This is a genomic window from Pseudomonas sp. ME-P-057 (assembly GCF_030208975.1).
GTDB classification, from domain to species: Bacteria; Pseudomonadota; Gammaproteobacteria; order Pseudomonadales; family Pseudomonadaceae; genus Aquipseudomonas; species Aquipseudomonas lutea.
Genome location: NZ_JARVSX010000033.1, coordinates 310,739 through 328,196, shown reverse-complemented (window position 1 = coordinate 328,196; position 17,458 = coordinate 310,739). Strand labels below are relative to the sequence as shown.

Here is a 17,458-nt window from a genome sequence, read left to right as displayed (position 1 = left end):
ACCTATACCTTCGACAGGACCCGATCATGAAAGGCGACATCACAGTCATCCAGCATCTCAACAAGATCCTCGGTAACGAGCTGGTCGCGATCAATCAGTACTTCCTGCATGCACGCATGTACGAAGACTGGGGCCTGAACAAGCTGGGCAAGCACGAGTACCACGAATCCATCGACGAAATGAAACACGCTGACAAGCTGATCAAGCGCATCCTGTTTCTGGAAGGCCTGCCCAACCTGCAAGACCTGGGCAAAATCCTGATCGGCGAGCACACCAAAGAGATGCTGGAATGCGACCTGCGGATCGAGCGCAAGGGTCATGCTGACTTGAAAGCAGCTATCGCGCATTGCGAAACCGTGGGCGACTTCGGCAGCCGCGAGATGCTGGAAGATATCCTCGAATCCGAGGAAGAGCACATCGACTGGCTCGAAACCCAGCTGGGTTTGATCGACAAGGTCGGCATCGAAAATTACTTGCAGTCGCAGATGGGCGAGGAAGGCTGATTTCAGCCCCTTACCCAATAAAAAGCCCCGCTTCTCGGCAGAGAGCGGGGCTTTTTTACGACTGCCCTAATCAGGCAGTGGTGTTCTTCGCAACAGCGTCTTTCACCAGCTTCTGCAGCGAACCGTCAGCCTGCATTTCAGTGATGATGTCGCTACCGCCGACCAGCTCACCGTCTACCCACAGTTGCGGGAAAGTCGGCCAGTTGGCGTACTTCGGCAGATTGGCGCGGATTTCCGGGTTCTGCAGGATATCGACGTATGCGAACTTTTCGCCGCACGCCATCAGCGCCTGAGAAGCCTTGGCCGAGAAGCCGCACTGCGGGGCATTCGGAGCGCCTTTCATGTAAAGCAGAACGGTGTTGCTGGCAATCTGATCTTTGATCGTTTCGATAATATCCATGGAGCACCTCGGCTAAACTTTACGACTGTATATGTCGACACGGTGGCGCATTCTAAACGATTCCCCGGCATAACGCTCGGACCTGGCCATAATCGCCCTGACAAATATGATGGGCGTCATGCCGCTGCGACAGTGACCGGGACGCCGTTCAGTACAGCGTTTCCCGAGACCGCATCCAGGGCTCGCTCGTCGGTCAGGTCATTGGCACTTTGCCCCGGCTGGGCAGCGGCGATGTCCATTTTCACCCCGGGACGGCCATGACCCCAGCCGTGAGGCAAGCTGACGACACCGCGCATCATCTGCGCGCTGCTCATTACCTGAACCTCAATCGCCCCCACTCGTGAGCTGACCCTGGCTTGCTGCCCGTCGATCAAACCGCGACTTGCCATATCGTCAGGGTGCATCAGCAATTGATGCCGCGGCTTGCCTTTCACGAGACGATGATAATTGTGCATCCATGAATTGTTGCTGCGCACATGTCGCCGGCCAATCAGCACCAGCTCGTCGACCTTGGGCAACGGCTGCACAGCGAAACGGGCGAGATCGGCGAGGATCACGGGCGGTGCTGCCTGTATGCGCCCGTTGACGGTCTTGAGGCGTGCGGCGAGATTCGGTTTGAGCGCGCCGAGGTCCAGGCCGTGGGGGTGGTTCGCCAGTGTGGCAAGGGACAACCTCAGCGGCGACCCATCGCCGTAGAACCCGGCACGCAACCCCCTGTCCACCATCTGCGCCGGAGGTATCGTAGGCTTTAGCTCGCGCCCGGTGATGCGCGCGAACGCTTCGGCAAGTCCGACGAAAATCTCCCAGTCGTGCAGCGCACCCTGCGGCTTGGCGAGAATGGCGCGGTTGAAGCGGGTCACGTTGCGCACGGCGAACATGTTGAAGGTGGTGTCGTAGTGGTCGTTCTCAAGCGCCGACGTCGAGGGCAGGATGAGATCCGCGTGTCGGGTGGTCTCGTTGATATACAAATCCACGCACACCATGAATTCCAGCGACGCCAGCGCGGTATCAAGCTGACGGCCGTTGGGTGTCGACAGCACCGGGTTGCCGGCGACTGTAATCAGCGCCCTCACCTGCCCCTCGCCTGGCGTGAGCATTTCCTCGGCCAGCGCCGACACAGGGAGTTCGCCGCCATACTCGGGCAGCTGCGAGACGCGGCTCTGCCAGCGGTTGAAACTGCCGCCGGAAGTGGAGGCCACCAGATCCAGCGCGGGTTCGGTGCACAGGGCACCACCAACGCGATCGAGATTGCCGGTCACCAGGTTGATCAGTTGCACCAGCCAGTGGCACAGCGTGCCGAACGCCTGGGTGGAGATGCCCATGCGTCCGTAACACACTGCGCGTTCAGCGGCTGCAAAGTCGCGCGCCACTTGCCGGATTTGCTCGGCGGGTACGCCGCAGCGTGGGCTCATGCTCTCTGCATTCATCGCGCCGACAGCCTGGCGCACGACGTCCAGGCCATCGACGGGCAAGTGGCCTTCTCGGGTTAGGCGTTCGGCAAACAGGGTGTGCAACACGCCAAACAGAAACGCTGCGTCGCCGCCGGGGCGGATGAACAGGTGCTGATCGGCGATGGCTGCGGTCTCACTGCGGCGCGGATCAACCACCACCACCTTGCCGCCGCGCGCCTGGATTGCTTTGAGCCGTTTTTCAACGTCCGGGACAGTCATGATGCTGCCGTTGGATGCCAGCGGATTACCGCCAAGGATGAGCATGAAATCGGTATGGTCGATGTCGGCAATCGGCAATAGCAGGCCGTGGCCGTACATAAGGTGGCTGGTCAAGTGGTGGGGTAGTTGGTCCACGGAGGTGGCGGAATATCGATTGCGCGTTTTCAGCAACCCGAGGAAATAGTTGCTGTGGGTCATTAGCCCATAGTTATGCACGCTGGGATTGCCCTGATACACCGCCACCGCGTTTTGGCCATGAAGCGCCTGAATCTCGGAAAGCCGCCGGGCGATCAGATCGAACGCGGCCTGCCATTCGATCGGTTCCCAGTCATTGCCGTTGCGCAGCATGGGCTGGCGAAGGCGATCGGGGTCATTCTGAATATCTTGCAGCGCTACGGCTTTGGGGCAAATGTGCCCGCGACTGAAGGTGTCCTGCGCATCGCCCTTGATCGAGGTGATCAGGGTGGTGGCATTGTCTTGCACGGTGGTTTCGAGGGTGAGGCCGCAAATCGCCTCGCACAGATGGCAGGCACGGTGGTGGAGAGTCTTGGTCATCGCCAGTCTCGAGTTTTTATAGGGCGATCAGCGTGATCGCGGATGCAAAACTATGAGACTCGCCATGCGGATGCGCCAGAGGTGTCACTGCCGTGAATCGAGCGGCATCAGGCGAGCCGATAGCCCGCCTGATTATGAAGCGTTATTCAGGAAGCGGAGCCGCCGATAGGGGTGACCACTTTGCGCTGCATCTGTACCTCATGGACCGTCTCGATCTGCTCTTGCGAGAGCTGGACGCCCGTGAGTTCGCCAATCAGCCGCCAATGCTCGTCAAGGCCGGCGCTGATGGTTGCCATACGGTCGATCATGCGGCGCCCCGCAGAACGTGTGACTTCATCTTCGCTGCGCATCAGTTCGAACGACATCGAGGTCATCGAAGCCGTGAGGTGCGTAAGGGTTCGAGCCGTAAGGCCGAGAAGTTCCGTCAATTGCTGCTCTTTTGAATCCATTCCCCACCTCTTTTGGAGGACATAAGCGGCCTTTATAACCCACGCCGATGGTTTAGGAAACGTCCGGGTTTCCGCGGCGTGAAGCGTGTCGCATAAGGCTGCGCAGTGGTTTGCGACTATTACGGATCGGGCAGCAATCCCGACAGCGCCAATTGGCGTGAAGGAAGGCTGGCCGAGCAGGATACATGCGATGGCGAATGGCCGTCGATGACATGGAACTGTAGCACTTCGTTACATGAAAAGCGTCCTGAGAACGCCGGTTTCAGGCTACCGAACGTCCGAACACTCAATTCCGTCCAGGCGCCCCTTGGCATCAGGCGACATTTTCTTATACCCTCGCGCCTTCCCTATTCGTCGCCCCGTGCGGCTTACGCCGCAGGTCTCGCCCGTTTTTCTGAAAAAACCCGGCTTTGAGGATCTGCGGTCTGTTGCAGACAAGGTAGTTAATAATGAGCGCAAGGCACTTTCTCTCGATGATGGACTACACCCCCGCTGAGCTGGTCGGGGTGATTCGTCGCGGCGTTGAGCTGAAGGACCTGCGAAACCGAGGCGTTCTGTTCGAGCCCTTGCGCGGCCGCATCCTGGCGATGATTTTCGAGAAATCCTCGACGCGCACACGGGTCTCGTTCGAAACCGGGATGATCCAACTGGGCGGGCAGGCCATTTTTCTCTCGCCCCGAGACACCCAGCTTGGCCGTGGCGAACCCATTGCCGACGGAGCGCGCGTCATGTCGCGGATGGTCGATGCGGTGATGATCAGGACCTTCGCTCACAGCAACCTCATCGAGTTCGCCACCCATTCGCGCGTGCCCGTGATCAACGGCCTGTCCGATGACCTCCACCCGTGCCAACTGCTGGCGGACATGCAAACATTCCTCGAACACCGGGGCTCTATCCAGGGCAAAACCGTGGCATGGATCGGTGACGGCAACAACATGTGCAACAGCTATATAGAAGCGGCGATCCAGTTCGACTTTCAACTGCGCGTCGCGTGCCCCGAGGGCTACGAACCCAGCGCGCAGTTCCTCGCCCTGGCCGGTGACCGCGTGACCTTGACCCGCGATCCCTACGAAGCCGTCGAAGGTGCGCATCTGATCAGCACCGATGTATGGACCTCCATGGGACAGGAAGAAGAAGCCGCCAAGCGTCTGGCGTTGTTCAAGCCGTTTCAGGTTAACCGTGAAATGCTCGACCGGGCCGCCACTGACGTGCTCTTTATGCATTGCCTGCCAGCCCACCGTGGTGAAGAGATCAGCGTTGACCTGCTCGATGACCCACGCTCGGTTGCCTGGGATCAGGCAGAGAACCGCCTGCATGCGCAGAAGGCTTTGCTCGAATTCCTGGTGGCTCCGGCCTACACCCCGGCATGAGTCATCCCCTGCTCCTGACATTGCATCATCTGGCCTGTGGCTATGAGGACCAACGGGTGGTGCAGAATCTCAATCTGCACTTGAATGCCGGCGACATCGGCTGCCTGCTGGGGTCCTCGGGCTGCGGCAAGACCACTACCCTGCGCGCCATCGCCGGATTCGAGCCAGTGCATGAGGGGCAGATCACATTGGCGGGTGAAGTCATTTCCAGGGCCGGGTTTACGCTCGCACCGGAGAAGCGCCGGATCGGCATGGTGTTTCAGGACTACGCCCTGTTTCCCCACCTCACTGTCGCCGACAACATTGCCTTCGGCATCCGTAATCACCCGCGCCAGAAGCAGGTGGTTGAGGAAATGCTCGAACTGGTCAATCTGGGCGCGCTGGGCAAACGTCATCCCCATGAGCTCTCTGGCGGTCAACAACAGCGGGTGGCGCTGGCCCGAGCGCTGGCACCCGAGCCGCAGCTGTTACTGCTCGACGAGCCTTTCTCCAATCTGGATGGCGAGTTGCGCCGTCGTCTGAGCCACGAGGTTCGAGACATCCTCAAGGCCCGGGGCACCAGCGCGATTCTGGTGACCCATGATCAGGAAGAAGCGTTCGCGGTGAGCGACCACGTCGGGGTCTTCAAAAACGGTCGGCTGGAACAATGGGACACGCCTTACAACCTTTATCACGAGCCGGCCACGCCTTACGTCGCCAGTTTCGTAGGCCAGGGCTACTTCATCCGCGGCCAGATGATCGACGCCGAATCGGTGCAAACCGAATTGGGCGTGCTGAGGGGTAATCGGGCCTATGCAGGCGCGCGCGGGACGCCGATGGACGTACTGTTACGCCCTGACGACATCGTCTATGCGCCAGACAGCCCGATCAGAGCCCGCGTGGCGAGCCTGACATTCCAGGGCGCAGCCACCCTCTACCGCTTGCAACTGCCGACCGGCACGCAGCTGGAGGCGTTATTCCCCAGCCACGTAGACTTGTGCCCCGGCGATCAGGTCGGCTTCCAAGTCTCAGCCGAACACCTGGTCCTGTTTCCGGCCTCGGGCAGCGTGCCGTTGCATCACGATGTAGCGGTCTGAAAGCAGCTTGAAAGCGACCTGAACGTCCTCTCGGATCAAATTGAGAGCGATCAGAACCCCGGCACCATCCGCAGCGGCCTCACGTCATCCCAGCATCAACGTGCCGCTGGCGACCAGAGTTGCATGGCCGCCGATTTTGACGCGGTCGCCCTCCAGCCGGCAGAACAACTCCCCGCCCCTCGCAGACGCCTGATAACCGGTCAGACTGAACTTGTTCAAACGTGCAGACCAGTAAGGGATCAGGCTGCAGTGCGTCGACCCGGTGACAGGGTCCTCATTGATGCCGATGGCTGGCGCAAAATAGCGTGAGACGAAGTCGTAACGCACACCATCACCCTTGGCGGTGACGATCACGCCGGGCCAGGGCAGACGGGCAATGGCGGCGAAGTCCGGCTTGCAGTCACGGACCGCCTGCTCGGACTCCAGCACAACCAGCAGCTCCGCAGCGCCAAGCACATCCACCACTTCAATGCCCAGAGCACGCTCTATCTCCACCGTCACACCGAGCTCACTGGGCGGCATGGAGGGAAAGTCCAGAATCAGCCGGTCGTGATCGCGGCTTACGCTCAGAGGGCCGGACTTGCCGATGAACTGGATGACCTCGGCCTTCTCTCCGTACTTTTCGAACAGCACAAAGGCGCTGGCCAACGTCGCATGCCCGCACAGAGGCACTTCATGGGTCGGGGTGAACCAGCGAATGTGCCAGCCCTGTGCCTCGCGAACCAGAAACGCGGTTTCAGACAAGTTGTGCTCGGCAGCAATTTGCTGCATCAGCTGGTCGGAAAGCCAGGCGTCGAGGCGGTAGACCATCGCCGGGTTGCCCGCGAAGGAACGGTCGGTGAACGCGTCGACCTGGTGGAATTCAAGCTGCATGGAAGGCATCCCCGAGTGAAGGAAAGCAGCAACCCGATGCGGGTGCCGCAGAAATGCGACGAACAGTGCCGCATGTAAAGGCCAGACAATTCTGGCAAACCCTGCTGATCATTCGCGACCAATCCGGGCAAAGCTCGCACCGGTGTGCTCTGCAAGTACTGCGGCCGGCAGCTCGACTTCAAGGCCGCGTCGACCAGCGCTGACATAAATGGTAGCGAACGGTTGGGCAGACTCATCAATGAACGTACGCAACCGTTTCTTCTGCCCCAGCGGGCTGATACCGCCCAGTAAATAGCCTGTTGCTCGCTGCGCGGCGGCCGGGTCGGCCATCTCTGCCTTTTTTGCACCCGCAGCATGGGCCAGCGCTTTCAGATCCAGCGAGCCCACGACCGGCACCACGGCGACCAGCAGCTCACCTTTTTCCGTGCTGGCCAAGAGCGTTTTGAACACTTGTGCAGGGGCCAGACCGAGCTTTTCCGCCGCCTCCAGCCCATATGACGCAGCTTTGGGGTCGTGCTCATAACTGTGCACGCGATGTTCGGCGCGAACCTTTTTCAGTAAATCCAATGCAGGGGTCATGCAGCACTCCAGACGACCAGACACTTTCTTGTTAGCTGCCCACACTTTAGGCCATCGGTTATCGAAATGCCTGCATTCCTGAAGGCGTTATCCACTAATATCGGCGGCTGGAAGCATGACCCGGCAGCGTTCATTTTCGACCTTTGACAAGGTTCGTTTACGTCTATATTTTTTCGAATACGAATATCCGCTTGCTTCCTGGATGTCATCCCGGTATTCAGTGCGCACGGGCACTACGGACGGCAGTTTCCCGGACACTCGCTCCATCACCAGGCCATCGACATGACTGACACCGAAAATAAGAATTACATCATCGCGCTGGATCAAGGCACCACCAGTTCGCGCGCCATCATTTTTGACCGCGACGCCAATGTGGTGAGCAGCGCTCAGAGCGAGTTCGTTCAGCATTACCCCCAGCCGGGTTGGGTCGAGCACGACCCCATGGAGATCTTCGCGACCCAGACCGCGTGCATGACCAAAGTGCTGGCGCAGGCCAACCTGCACCACAACCAGATCGCCGCCATCGGCATCACCAACCAGCGTGAAACCACGGTGGTATGGGAGAAGGAAACCGGCCGGCCGATCTACAACGCAGTGGTCTGGCAGTGCCGACGCAGCACCGAGATCTGCGAGCAGCTCAAGCGCGACGGTCTGGAAGATTACATTCGCGACACCACCGGCCTGGTCATCGACCCGTACTTTTCCGGCAGCAAACTCAAGTGGATTCTGGATCACGTCGAAGGCAGCCGCGAACGCGCCCGCCGCGGCGAGTTGCTGTTCGGCACGGTCGATAGCTGGCTGATCTGGAAGTTTACCGGCGGCAAGGTTCACGTCACCGATTACACCAATGCGTCGCGAACGATGTTGTTCAACATCCATACGCTGGAATGGGATCAGCGCATGCTCGACGTTCTCGGCGTACCTCGCGAGATGCTCCCCGAGGTCAAGTCGTCCTCCGAAGTTTATGGCCACAGCAAAAGCGGCATCCCCATCGCCGGGATTGCGGGCGACCAGCAATCGGCGCTGTTCGGTCAGATGTGCGTTGAACCGGGGCAGGCCAAGAATACCTACGGCACCGGTTGCTTCCTGCTGATGAATACGGGCAAGAAAGCGGTGAAATCCAGCCACGGCATGCTCACGACCATCGGCTGCGGGCCGCGCGGTGAAGTGGCGTACGCGCTGGAGGGTGCCGTCTTCAACGGTGGCTCGACCGTGCAGTGGCTGCGGGACGAGCTGAAAATCGTCAACGACTCGATGGACACCGAGTACTTCGCGACCAAAGTCAAAAACAGCAACGGCGTGTATCTGGTTCCTGCGTTCACTGGCCTGGGCGCGCCCTACTGGGACCCGTACGCACGCGGCGCGCTGTTCGGGCTGACCCGAGGGGTGAAGGTCGACCACATCATTCGCGCGGCGCTGGAATCCATCGCCTATCAGACCCGCGACGTGCTCGACGCCATGCAGCAGGATGCCGGCGAGCCACTCAAGGCGCTGCGGGTTGACGGCGGCGCGGTGGCCAACAACTTCCTCATGCAATTCCAGGCCGACATTCTCGGCACGCCGGTGGAGCGCCCTAAAATGCGCGAAACCACTGCGCTGGGCGCTGCGTACCTTGCCGGTCTGGCGATCGGTTTCTGGAGCGGGCTGGACGAGCTGAAGGGCAAGGCGGTTATCGAGCGCAAGTTCGAGCCGCAATGCGATGACGCCGAGAAGGAAAAACTCTACGCCGGCTGGCGCAAGGCCGTGGACCGCACGCGCGACTGGGAACCGCACGAGAACGCCGAATAAGGTCGGGCACCGGCACCACGGCAGAGGCATTTTTTCCGGCTGACAGGCAATGGCTGCCTGCGGCATCATGGGCGCCCGTGCCCGAAGGATAAAAAATGAATCTGCCACCCCGTCAACAGCAGATCCTCGAGCTGGTCCGTGAGCGCGGCTACGTCAGCATCGAGGAAATGGCGCAGCTGTTCGTCGTGACCCCTCAGACCATTCGCCGTGATATCAACCAACTGGCGGAGATGAACCTCCTGCGTCGCTATCACGGCGGCGCGGCCTACGACTCAAGCATTGAAAACACCGCCTACGCCATGCGTGCCGATCAGATGCGCGACGAGAAGCAGCGTATCGCTGAAGCGATCGCTGCGCAGATCCCCGATCACGCATCACTGTTCATCAACATCGGCACGACGACCGAATCCATCGCTCGCGCGCTGCTCAATCACAACCACCTGAAAATCATCACGAACAACCTTCATGTCGCGTCGATCCTGAGCGGCAAGGATGATTTTGAGGTCCTGCTGGCTGGCGGAAATGTGCGGCGAGATGGTGGCGTGGTGGGTCAGGCGAGCGTGGATTTCATCACGCAGTTCAAGGTTGATTTCGCGCTGGTCGGTATCAGCGGGATAGACGAAGACGGCAGTCTGCTGGATTTTGACTATCAGGAAGTGCGCGTTTCCCAAGCGATCATCGCCAACGCGCGGCAAGTCATTCTTGCGGCAGACTCCAGCAAGTTCGGGCGCAACGCCATGGTTCGTCTGGGCCCGATCACGCTGATCGATTGCCTGGTGACCGATCAGGCGCCTGTCCCGGCGTTGGCGCAGTTGCTGACGCAGAACAAGATTCGCCTGGAAGTCGTTTAAGCAGCCAGTCCACAGCGGGCGTCCGTTACGCTCGCTGCCCCCGATGTTCACTTTTGTTCCTTTCCCGCCCCTTCCATCAGTATTTTCAATCAATACTGAGTGGCTGCGTTCGTCTTATTGCGTTACTATTTTCGGAAATGAACATTAATGTTCGAATTCGCCTTGTCTGAAGGGCGGAATATCGACCTGATCGAACGCCCCAGGAGGCCCCGATGGCCCAGTCCAGCTTGCCGACCCCACCCCTTTCCGAGGTCTACGACGTCGCCGTGATCGGTGGCGGCATCAACGGCGTCGGCATCGCAGCGGACGCAGCCGGCCGCGGCCTTTCGGTTTTCCTCTGCGAAAAGGATGACCTGGCCAGTCATACATCCTCTGCCAGCAGCAAGTTGATTCACGGCGGCCTGCGCTACCTCGAACACTACGAGTTCCGACTGGTGCGTGAAGCGCTGGCTGAACGTGAAGTGCTGCTGGATAAAGCTCCCCATATCGTTAAACCCATGCGCTTTGTGTTGCCTCACCGGCCGCATCTGCGCCCGGGCTGGATGATCCGCGCCGGCTTGTTCCTGTACGACCACCTTGGCAAGCGTGAAAAGCTGCCAGCGTCCAGAACGCTGCGGTTTGGTGCCAACAGCCCGCTTAACAGCACAATCACCAAGGGTTTCGAATACTCCGATTGCTGGGTCGACGATGCACGCCTGGTGGTCATCAACGCGATGGCCGCTCGTGAAAAGGGTGCGCATATCCACACCCAGACCCGCTGCCTCAGCGCCCGTCGTGAGGGCGGTGTCTGGCACATGGACATGCAGCGCAGCGATGGCAGTGTGTTCTCGATTCGCGCAAAAGCACTGGTGAATGCTGCCGGCCCATGGGTCGCCAAGTTCATTCGTGAAGACCTCAAGCTGGAGTCGCAGTACGGCATTCGTCTGATTCAGGGCAGCCACCTGATCGTGCCGAAGCTGTATGAAGGTGAAAACGCATTCATTCTGCAGAATGAGGACAAACGCATCGTCTTCGCCATTCCGTATCTGGAGCGCTTCACCATCATCGGTACGACTGACCGCGAGTACAGCGGGGATCCGGGCAAAGTGGCGATCACCGAAGGCGAGATCGATTACCTGCTGAAGATCGTCAACGACCATTTCAAGAAGCAACTCAGCCGCGCGGATATTCTGCGCACCTGGTCGGGTGTGCGTCCGCTGTGCAACGACGAGTCGGATAACCCGTCGGCGATCACCCGTGACTACACGTTGTCGCTGTCCGGCAGCACTGACGAAGCACCCATTCTTTCAGTGTTCGGCGGCAAGCTGACCACATACCGCAAGCTGGCCGAGTCGGCCATGCAGCAGCTGGCGCCGTTCTTTCCGCAGATGAAGCCGAGCTGGACCGCCAAGGCGAGCCTGCCGGGTGGCGAGGAAATGACCACTCCGCAACTGCTCGCAGCACAGCTGCAACAGCGTTGCAGCTGGCTGCCAGCGGAGATCGCCAAGCGATGGGCAATCACCTACGGTTCGCGCAGCTGGCGCATTGTGGAAGGCGTGCAGAACATTGGCGAGATGGGCGAAGACCTGGGCGGCGGGCTGTACAGCCGAGAGGTTGATTACTTGTGCAGCGAAGAATGGGCCACCCAGGCCGAAGACATTCTGTGGCGCCGGACCAAACTGGGGCTGTTCACCACCGATGAAGAGCACCAGAAAGTTCAGGCCTATCTGAACAAGGTGAACGTGAACAGGAATGCTATCGACATGATGGCCATCACTACACCGCTCACGGCCTGAAGGGATCAAGCGTCACCCCGGCAGCACCGCATTGCCCGTGATGGCAGTGGGTCAATTGATGGATACATTGAATGACCCATCCCTTCGCGGGCAAGCGCGCTCCTACATAGGCTCACTCCCCGCTTGATATCATTCGGATTTCCGAACGCGGCACGATCGCCAATTCGGAATCCCGGACACACGCATCCATCTCTCCGCTCACCCCCGCCGTTAATCTCTTTCAGTTTCAGCAGATTAGCCTCTGTCACGGCTCTGGCATGACTCATGCTCTACACTCTTGCACGATTGCTTCGATGTAGCGTGTCGCCTGACTGGGCCGCCGTTGAAGCGCTCTGAAACGATAGGGCCGTCCAACACCGGTCCAATAAAAAAAACAATGTCGAGGAAAAACAGATGCGCATCGTTCCCCAACTCCTGGGCGCAGCCATTGCTGCCGCTTTGATCACCACACCCGTTTTTGCCGCCGAACTGACCGGTACTCTGAAGAAAATCAAAGAGTCCGGCACGATCACCCTGGGTCACCGCGACTCTTCCATTCCGTTTTCCTACATCGCTGACGCTTCCGGCGTGCCAGTTGGCTACTCGGCTGACATCCAGCTGAAAATCGTCGAAGCGATCAAGAAAGACCTGGACATGCCTGATCTCAAGGTCAAGTACAACCTGGTCACCTCGCAAACCCGAATCCCGTTGGTCCAGAACGGCACCGTCGACGTTGAATGTGGCTCGACCACCAACAACGCCGAGCGCGCGCAACAAGTCGACTTCTCTGTCGGCATCTTTGAAATCGGTACCCGTCTACTGAGCAAGGCTGACTCGTCCTACAAAGACTTCGATGACCTCAAAGGCAAGAACGTCGTAACCACGGCGGGCACCACGTCCGAGCGCATCCTCAAGGCGATGAACGCCGACAAGCAGATGGGCATGAACGTCATTTCCGCCAAGGACCACGGCGAGTCGTTCCAGATGCTGGAATCGGGCCGCGCCGTAGCCTTCATGATGGACGACGCCCTGCTCGCTGGCGAAATGGCCAAGGCCAAGAAGCCGACCGACTGGGCCGTTACCGGCACTCCTCAGTCTTACGAAATCTACGGCTGCATGGTCCGCAAGGAAGACCCTGCGTTCAAGAAAGCCGTCGATGACGCCATTGTTGCAACCTACAAATCAGGCGAGATCAACAAGATCTACGACAAGTGGTTCACCCAGCCAATCCCGCCTAAAAGCCTGAACCTGATGTTCCCGATGAGCGAACAGCTCAAAGCGCTGATTGCCAACCCGAACGACAAGCCGGCGCCGGACAAGAAGGCCTGAGCCCTTCGCACCACACTCTAAAAAGAAACAAGCCTGATTCCCGGGAAAGCCACGTGTTTTCCCGGGAGCCGCTGCAAAGCGCATGCGTGCATAACGATCGATCAGCGGGGAGACCCTGATGAATTACAACTGGGACTGGAGCGTATTCTTCAAGTCCACGGGCGTTGGCAGCGAGACCTATCTGGACTGGTACATTACCGGGCTGGGCTGGACCATCGCGATTGCCGTCGCCGCCTGGATCATTGCGTTATTCCTGGGCTCGGTGCTTGGGGTGATGCGTACGGTGCCCAACCGCATCGTTTCTTCGATTGCCGCGATTTACGTGGAAATTTTCCGTAATGTGCCACTGCTGGTGCAGTTGTTCATCTGGTACTTCCTGGTACCGGACCTGCTGCCCGAGAACCTGCAGGAGTGGTACAAGCAAGACCTTAACCCGACCACCTCGGCATTCCTGAGCGTCGTCGTGTGCCTGGGCCTGTTCACCGCCGCACGTGTGTGTGAGCAAGTGCGCACCGGTATTCAGGCGCTGCCCGTGGGCCAGGAGTCCGCCGCGCGCGCCATGGGCTTCAAGCTGCCACAGATTTACTGGAACGTACTGCTGCCGCAGGCTTACCGCATCATCATTCCGCCGCTCACCTCCGAATTCCTCAACGTGTTCAAGAACTCGTCCGTGGCGTCGCTGATCGGCCTGATGGAATTGCTGGCGCAGACCAAACAGACCGCCGAGTTTTCTGCAAACCTGTTTGAAGCCTTCACCCTGGCCACGCTGATCTACTTCACCCTGAACATGAGCCTGATGCTGCTCATGCGTGTGGTCGAGAAGAAAGTCGCGGTGCCGGGCCTGATCTCCGTGGGAGGTAAATGATGGACTTCTCTGGAGTGATTCCCGCCATCCCGGGCATGTGGAACGGCATGGTCATGACGCTGAAATTGATGGCCATGGGCGTTGTGGGAGGCATCATCATCGGCACGCTGCTGGCGCTGATGCGATTGTCCTCAAACAAGCTGGCGTCGCGGGTGGCGGGCGCCTACGTCAACTATTTCCGCTCGATCCCGCTGCTGCTGGTGATTACCTGGTTCTACCTGGCGGTGCCGTTCGTGCTGCGCTGGATCACTGGTGAAGACACGCCGATTGGCGCGTTCACCTCCTGCGTCGTAGCGTTCATGATGTTCGAGGCCGCCTACTTCTGTGAAATCGTGCGTGCCGGCGTGCAGTCGATTTCCCGGGGCCAGATGGGCGCAGCTCAAGCGCTGGGCATGACCTACGGCCAGATGATGCGACTGATCATTCTGCCGCAGGCGTTCCGCAAGATGACGCCGTTGCTGTTACAGCAGAGCATCATCCTGTTTCAAGACACCTCCCTGGTTTACACGGTCGGTCTGGTCGACTTCCTCAACTCGGCACGCTCCAGCGGCGACATCATCGGTCGCTCCAACGAGTTCCTGATTGTCGCCGGTCTGGTGTACTTCACGATCAGCTTCGCCGCGTCGCGCCTGGTCAAGTTCATGCAAAAAAGGTTAGCCGTATGATTTCCATCAAAAATATCAACAAGTGGTATGGGGACTTCCAGGTACTGACCGATTGCAGCACCGAGGTCAAAAAAGGCGAAGTAATCGTTGTCTGCGGCCCGTCGGGTTCGGGCAAGTCAACGCTGATCAAGTGCGTCAACGCGCTGGAGCCGTTTCAGAAAGGCGACATCGTGGTAGACGGCACATCGATTGCCGACCCGAAGACCAACCTGCCGAAACTGCGTTCGCGGGTCGGCATGGTGTTTCAGCACTTCGAGCTGTTCCCGCACCTGACCATCACTGAAAACCTGACCATCGCGCAGATCAAAGTGCTGGGCCGCAGCAAGGAAGAGGCCACTAAAAAAGGCCTGCAACTGCTGGAGCGCGTCGGTCTGTCGGCGCACGCCCACAAGCACCCGGGTCAGCTTTCAGGCGGTCAGCAGCAGCGCGTGGCGATTGCTCGCGCACTGGCGATGGACCCAGTGGTCATGCTGTTCGACGAACCGACCTCCGCGCTCGACCCTGAAATGGTTAACGAAGTGCTGGACGTGATGGTGCAACTGGCCCACGAAGGCATGACCATGATGTGCGTGACCCATGAAATGGGCTTCGCCCGCAAAGTGGCGGATCGGGTGATCTTCATGGACAAGGGCCAGATCGTTGAAGACTGCGAGAAGGAAGAGTTCTTCGGCGACGTTAACGCGCGCTCAGAGCGGGCGCAGCAGTTCCTCAACAAAATCCTGCAGCACTAAAAAGCATCAGCCCGTAAGGGCGCAAAAACCGCCGGCCGCACGTCCATCGTTCGATGGGACGCGCGGCTGGTCGGCCCAGGATGACTGTGATGAAATGCGACCCCCCTGTCTATCGCGCCGCGCCGCCATCACTCGCCGTGAAACCCCGACTGATTCGCCATCTTTTTGTGCCGCCGCTGATCATCCTGCTGATGATTGCGCTGGGCTACGTCACGTACCTGTACAGCGAAAAAAACGCCATCAAGGCGCTGGGTGAAAACGGTCAGCGTCAATTGGAGCTGCACGCGCGCACGGTCGAGAGCGAGATCAACAAGTACAACTATCTGCCCAGCGTGCTGGAGCTCGAATCCAATGTGTCCGACCTGCTGAACAACCCCACGGTGGAGTTGCGCTCCAGTGTCAACGACTACCTCGAAGGCCTGAACCGGCGCAGCCGCAGCCGGGCCATTTATGTGCTGGACACCACCGGGCGGGTGCTGGCGACCAGCAACTGGCGCGACACTGACAGCTACCTGGGCGAGGACTTGTCCTTCCGCGCTTATTATCAGGATGCGATCCGCGGTCTGCCGGGGCGTTTTTACGGCATCGGCAGTACCACCGGGGAACCGGGTTACTACCTGGCCCACGGGCTGGAAGAAAAAGGCAAAATCATCGGCGTCGCGGTCATCAAGGTCAGGCTGGAAGCGCTGGAAGAACGCTGGCAGCGGGCACGTCTGGAAGCATTTGTCAGCGATGAAAACGGCATCATCATTCTGTCCAGCGATCCTGCTCGACGCCTCAAATCAGTACGGCCGCTGACCGCCGAGATCAAGGAGCGGCTGGCCCGCAGCCTTCAGTATTACTGGTGGCCGCTCAATGAGCTGGTCCCGCTGGAGCGCGAGTCGATTGCCGACGGCGTGGAAAAGCTGACCTTCCCCGCCAATACCAGCGTTGATCACGAACACACGGTGGTGAGTTATCTGGCGCAGACGCGCGAACTGGCTGACACGCCGTGGCACCTGACACTGCTCACCCCGTTGGAAGACCTGCGCAGGGAAGCCGCCAATCAGGGCATGCTCGTTGCCGTCGCTTGTGCGCTGGTGGCGTTTTTGCTGATTGCCTGGAACGAGCGCCGCAAGGTGATCTCCACCCGGCTGGCCGCGCGTGAAGCACTGGAGCAGGCCAATAACGAACTGGAACGGCGCATCACCGACCGCACCGCCGACCTGCGGGCCAGCAACGAGCGCCTCAAAGGGCAGATTCGTGAACGCCGGCAGGCCGAGGAAACCTTGCGCCAGGCGCAGGATGAATTGATCCAGGCCGGCAAGCTGGCGGCGATCGGGCAGATGTCCACCAGCATCGCCCACGAACTCAACCAGCCGCTGGCCGCGCTGCGCACGTTGTCGGGCAACACGGTGCGTTTCCTTGAACGGGGCGCGCTGGACACGGCCAGTGCCAACCTGCGCACCATCAATGATCTGGTCGACCGCATGGGCCGCATCACCGCCAGCCTGCGCGCCTTCGCCCGCCGTGGAGAAGACAAAGGCCAGGCCTCGTTGGGCAAGGCGGTCGAGGCCGCGCTGCAACTGCTCGGTGCCCGGCTGGACAACGCTTCACTGGCGCTGCATCAACAGATTGACGACGTGGAGCTGGCGATTGATCAGACCCGTCTGGAGCAGATCCTGGTCAACCTGATCGGCAATGCGCTGGATGCCATGAGTGCCCAGCCGATGCCAATCCTGTGGCTGGAGGGGGACATGTTCGACGGCCGCTATCGGTTGCGCGTGCGGGACAACGGACATGGCATCGACGCCGAGGCACGCAAGCACCTGTTCGAGCCGTTTTTTACCACCAAGCCCGGCGAACAGGGACTCGGATTGGGATTGACCTTGTCGGCCAGCCTTGCGGCTGCGGCCGGCGGCACGCTCAATGCCGAAGACCCGGCCGAGGGCGGCACAATGTTCGTGCTGGTGTTGCCAATGGTTGATCGCAGGGCACCCTCGCCATGAACGCATCGCTGT

16 protein-coding genes are annotated in these 17,458 nt (G+C 59.6%); 11 read left to right on the top strand and 5 right to left on the bottom strand.

All coding sequences use genetic code 11. The features are described 5' to 3' along the window. Nucleotides 1-26: 26 nt before the first annotated feature. Complete coding sequence (gene bfr / locus QRN48_RS18100; protein WP_037012292.1) at nt 27-503, top strand: bacterioferritin; 477 nt, start codon at nt 27-29, stop codon at nt 501-503. Between the two features lie 70 nt (nt 504-573). Here the strand turns inward: bfr and grxD are convergent, their stop codons facing one another. The 3 genes from grxD to plzR form a co-directional block, all read right to left on the bottom strand. Continuing rightward, the gene (gene grxD, locus QRN48_RS18095) at nt 574-903 is read right to left on the bottom strand and encodes a Grx4 family monothiol glutaredoxin (protein WP_037012293.1); all 330 of its coding nucleotides are present in this window, start codon (nt 901-903) and stop codon (nt 574-576) included. A 116-nt stretch (nt 904-1,019) separates the two neighbouring features. Next, complete coding sequence (locus QRN48_RS18090) at nt 1,020-3,128, bottom strand: molybdopterin oxidoreductase family protein (RefSeq protein ID WP_285352085.1); 2,109 nt, start codon at nt 3,126-3,128, stop codon at nt 1,020-1,022. Between the two features lie 146 nt (nt 3,129-3,274). Further along, nucleotides 3,275-3,577 (bottom strand): PlzR type 4 pili assembly inhibitor, encoded by a 303-nt coding sequence (gene plzR, locus QRN48_RS18085; protein ID WP_037012294.1) that lies wholly within the window; start codon nt 3,575-3,577, stop codon nt 3,275-3,277. Between the two features lie 449 nt (nt 3,578-4,026). On the opposite strand from plzR, the gene argF reads away from it, so the two are divergent. Further along, a complete protein-coding gene (gene argF / locus QRN48_RS18080) occupies nt 4,027-4,947 on the top strand; it encodes an ornithine carbamoyltransferase (protein WP_191944455.1) in 921 nt (306 codons plus the stop codon). Beyond that, nucleotides 4,944-6,023, top strand: coding sequence for an ABC transporter ATP-binding protein (locus QRN48_RS18075; RefSeq protein WP_285352082.1), 1,080 nt, complete (start codon nt 4,944-4,946; stop codon nt 6,021-6,023). The genes argF and QRN48_RS18075 overlap by 4 nt, the downstream gene beginning before the upstream one ends. 84 nt (nt 6,024-6,107) lie before the next feature. Here the strand turns inward: QRN48_RS18075 and QRN48_RS18070 are convergent, their stop codons facing one another. Both QRN48_RS18070 and ybaK read right to left on the bottom strand, forming a co-directional pair. Beyond that, a complete protein-coding gene (locus QRN48_RS18070) occupies nt 6,108-6,896 on the bottom strand; it encodes a PhzF family phenazine biosynthesis protein (protein ID WP_285352080.1) in 789 nt (262 codons plus the stop codon). Between the two features lie 108 nt (nt 6,897-7,004). After that, nucleotides 7,005-7,475 carry a Cys-tRNA(Pro) deacylase gene (gene ybaK / locus QRN48_RS18065; protein ID WP_037012302.1) on the bottom strand — a complete coding sequence of 157 codons (471 nt, stop codon included), beginning with the start codon at nt 7,473-7,475 and terminating at the stop codon, nt 7,005-7,007. A gap of 282 nt (nt 7,476-7,757) precedes the next feature. Here ybaK and glpK point away from each other — a divergent pair, with 282 nt between their 5' ends. The 8 genes from glpK to aauS all read left to right on the top strand — a co-directional run bounded on the left by glpK (nt 7,758) and on the right by aauS (nt 17,446). After that, nucleotides 7,758-9,263 (top strand): glycerol kinase GlpK, encoded by a 1,506-nt coding sequence (gene glpK / locus QRN48_RS18060; protein ID WP_037012304.1) that lies wholly within the window; start codon nt 7,758-7,760, stop codon nt 9,261-9,263. Nucleotides 9,264-9,358: 95 nt separating this feature from the next. Beyond that, nucleotides 9,359-10,114, top strand: a complete 756-nt coding sequence (locus tag QRN48_RS18055) for a DeoR/GlpR family transcriptional regulator (protein ID WP_037012305.1) — start codon at nt 9,359-9,361, stop codon at nt 10,112-10,114. Between the two features lie 212 nt (nt 10,115-10,326). Beyond that, nucleotides 10,327-11,889 carry a glycerol-3-phosphate dehydrogenase gene (glpD, locus tag QRN48_RS18050; protein WP_285352078.1) on the top strand — a complete coding sequence of 521 codons (1,563 nt, stop codon included), beginning with the start codon at nt 10,327-10,329 and terminating at the stop codon, nt 11,887-11,889. A gap of 393 nt (nt 11,890-12,282) precedes the next feature. Then, nucleotides 12,283-13,197, top strand: a complete 915-nt coding sequence (locus QRN48_RS18045; protein WP_285352077.1) for a glutamate/aspartate ABC transporter substrate-binding protein — start codon at nt 12,283-12,285, stop codon at nt 13,195-13,197. A 118-nt stretch (nt 13,198-13,315) separates the two neighbouring features. Further along, on the top strand, nt 13,316-14,062 hold the full coding sequence (locus QRN48_RS18040; protein ID WP_037012309.1) for an amino acid ABC transporter permease: 747 nt from the start codon (nt 13,316-13,318) through the stop codon (nt 14,060-14,062). Next, nucleotides 14,059-14,727 carry an amino acid ABC transporter permease gene (locus tag QRN48_RS18035; protein WP_037012311.1) on the top strand — a complete coding sequence of 223 codons (669 nt, stop codon included), beginning with the start codon at nt 14,059-14,061 and terminating at the stop codon, nt 14,725-14,727. Before QRN48_RS18040 ends, QRN48_RS18035 begins: the two co-directional genes overlap by 4 nt. Continuing rightward, nucleotides 14,724-15,458 carry an amino acid ABC transporter ATP-binding protein gene (locus QRN48_RS18030; protein WP_037012313.1) on the top strand — a complete coding sequence of 245 codons (735 nt, stop codon included), beginning with the start codon at nt 14,724-14,726 and terminating at the stop codon, nt 15,456-15,458. The genes QRN48_RS18035 and QRN48_RS18030 overlap by 4 nt, the downstream gene beginning before the upstream one ends. Before the next feature lie 89 nt (nt 15,459-15,547). Beyond that, nucleotides 15,548-17,446, top strand: coding sequence for a two-component sensor histidine kinase AauS (gene aauS, locus QRN48_RS18025; protein WP_285352073.1), 1,899 nt, complete (start codon nt 15,548-15,550; stop codon nt 17,444-17,446). The last annotated feature ends 12 nt before the right edge of the window (nt 17,447-17,458 follow it).

Coding starts and splice junctions, on each gene's coding strand:
- bfr (WP_037012292.1), top strand. CDS start 27: ATGAAAGGCGACATCACAGTCATCCAGCATCTCAACAAGATCCTCGGT.
- grxD (WP_037012293.1), bottom strand. CDS start 903: ATGGATATTATCGAAACGATCAAAGATCAGATTGCCAGCAACACCGTT.
- QRN48_RS18090 (WP_285352085.1), bottom strand. CDS start 3,128: ATGACCAAGACTCTCCACCACCGTGCCTGCCATCTGTGCGAGGCGATT.
- plzR (WP_037012294.1), bottom strand. CDS start 3,577: ATGGATTCAAAAGAGCAGCAATTGACGGAACTTCTCGGCCTTACGGCT.
- argF (WP_191944455.1), top strand. CDS start 4,027: ATGAGCGCAAGGCACTTTCTCTCGATGATGGACTACACCCCCGCTGAG.
- QRN48_RS18075 (WP_285352082.1), top strand. CDS start 4,944: ATGAGTCATCCCCTGCTCCTGACATTGCATCATCTGGCCTGTGGCTAT.
- QRN48_RS18070 (WP_285352080.1), bottom strand. CDS start 6,896: ATGCAGCTTGAATTCCACCAGGTCGACGCGTTCACCGACCGTTCCTTC.
- ybaK (WP_037012302.1), bottom strand. CDS start 7,475: ATGACCCCTGCATTGGATTTACTGAAAAAGGTTCGCGCCGAACATCGC.
- glpK (WP_037012304.1), top strand. CDS start 7,758: ATGACTGACACCGAAAATAAGAATTACATCATCGCGCTGGATCAAGGC.
- QRN48_RS18055 (WP_037012305.1), top strand. CDS start 9,359: ATGAATCTGCCACCCCGTCAACAGCAGATCCTCGAGCTGGTCCGTGAG.
- glpD (WP_285352078.1), top strand. CDS start 10,327: ATGGCCCAGTCCAGCTTGCCGACCCCACCCCTTTCCGAGGTCTACGAC.
- QRN48_RS18045 (WP_285352077.1), top strand. CDS start 12,283: ATGCGCATCGTTCCCCAACTCCTGGGCGCAGCCATTGCTGCCGCTTTG.
- QRN48_RS18040 (WP_037012309.1), top strand. CDS start 13,316: ATGAATTACAACTGGGACTGGAGCGTATTCTTCAAGTCCACGGGCGTT.
- QRN48_RS18035 (WP_037012311.1), top strand. CDS start 14,059: ATGATGGACTTCTCTGGAGTGATTCCCGCCATCCCGGGCATGTGGAAC.
- QRN48_RS18030 (WP_037012313.1), top strand. CDS start 14,724: ATGATTTCCATCAAAAATATCAACAAGTGGTATGGGGACTTCCAGGTA.
- aauS (WP_285352073.1), top strand. CDS start 15,548: ATGAAATGCGACCCCCCTGTCTATCGCGCCGCGCCGCCATCACTCGCC.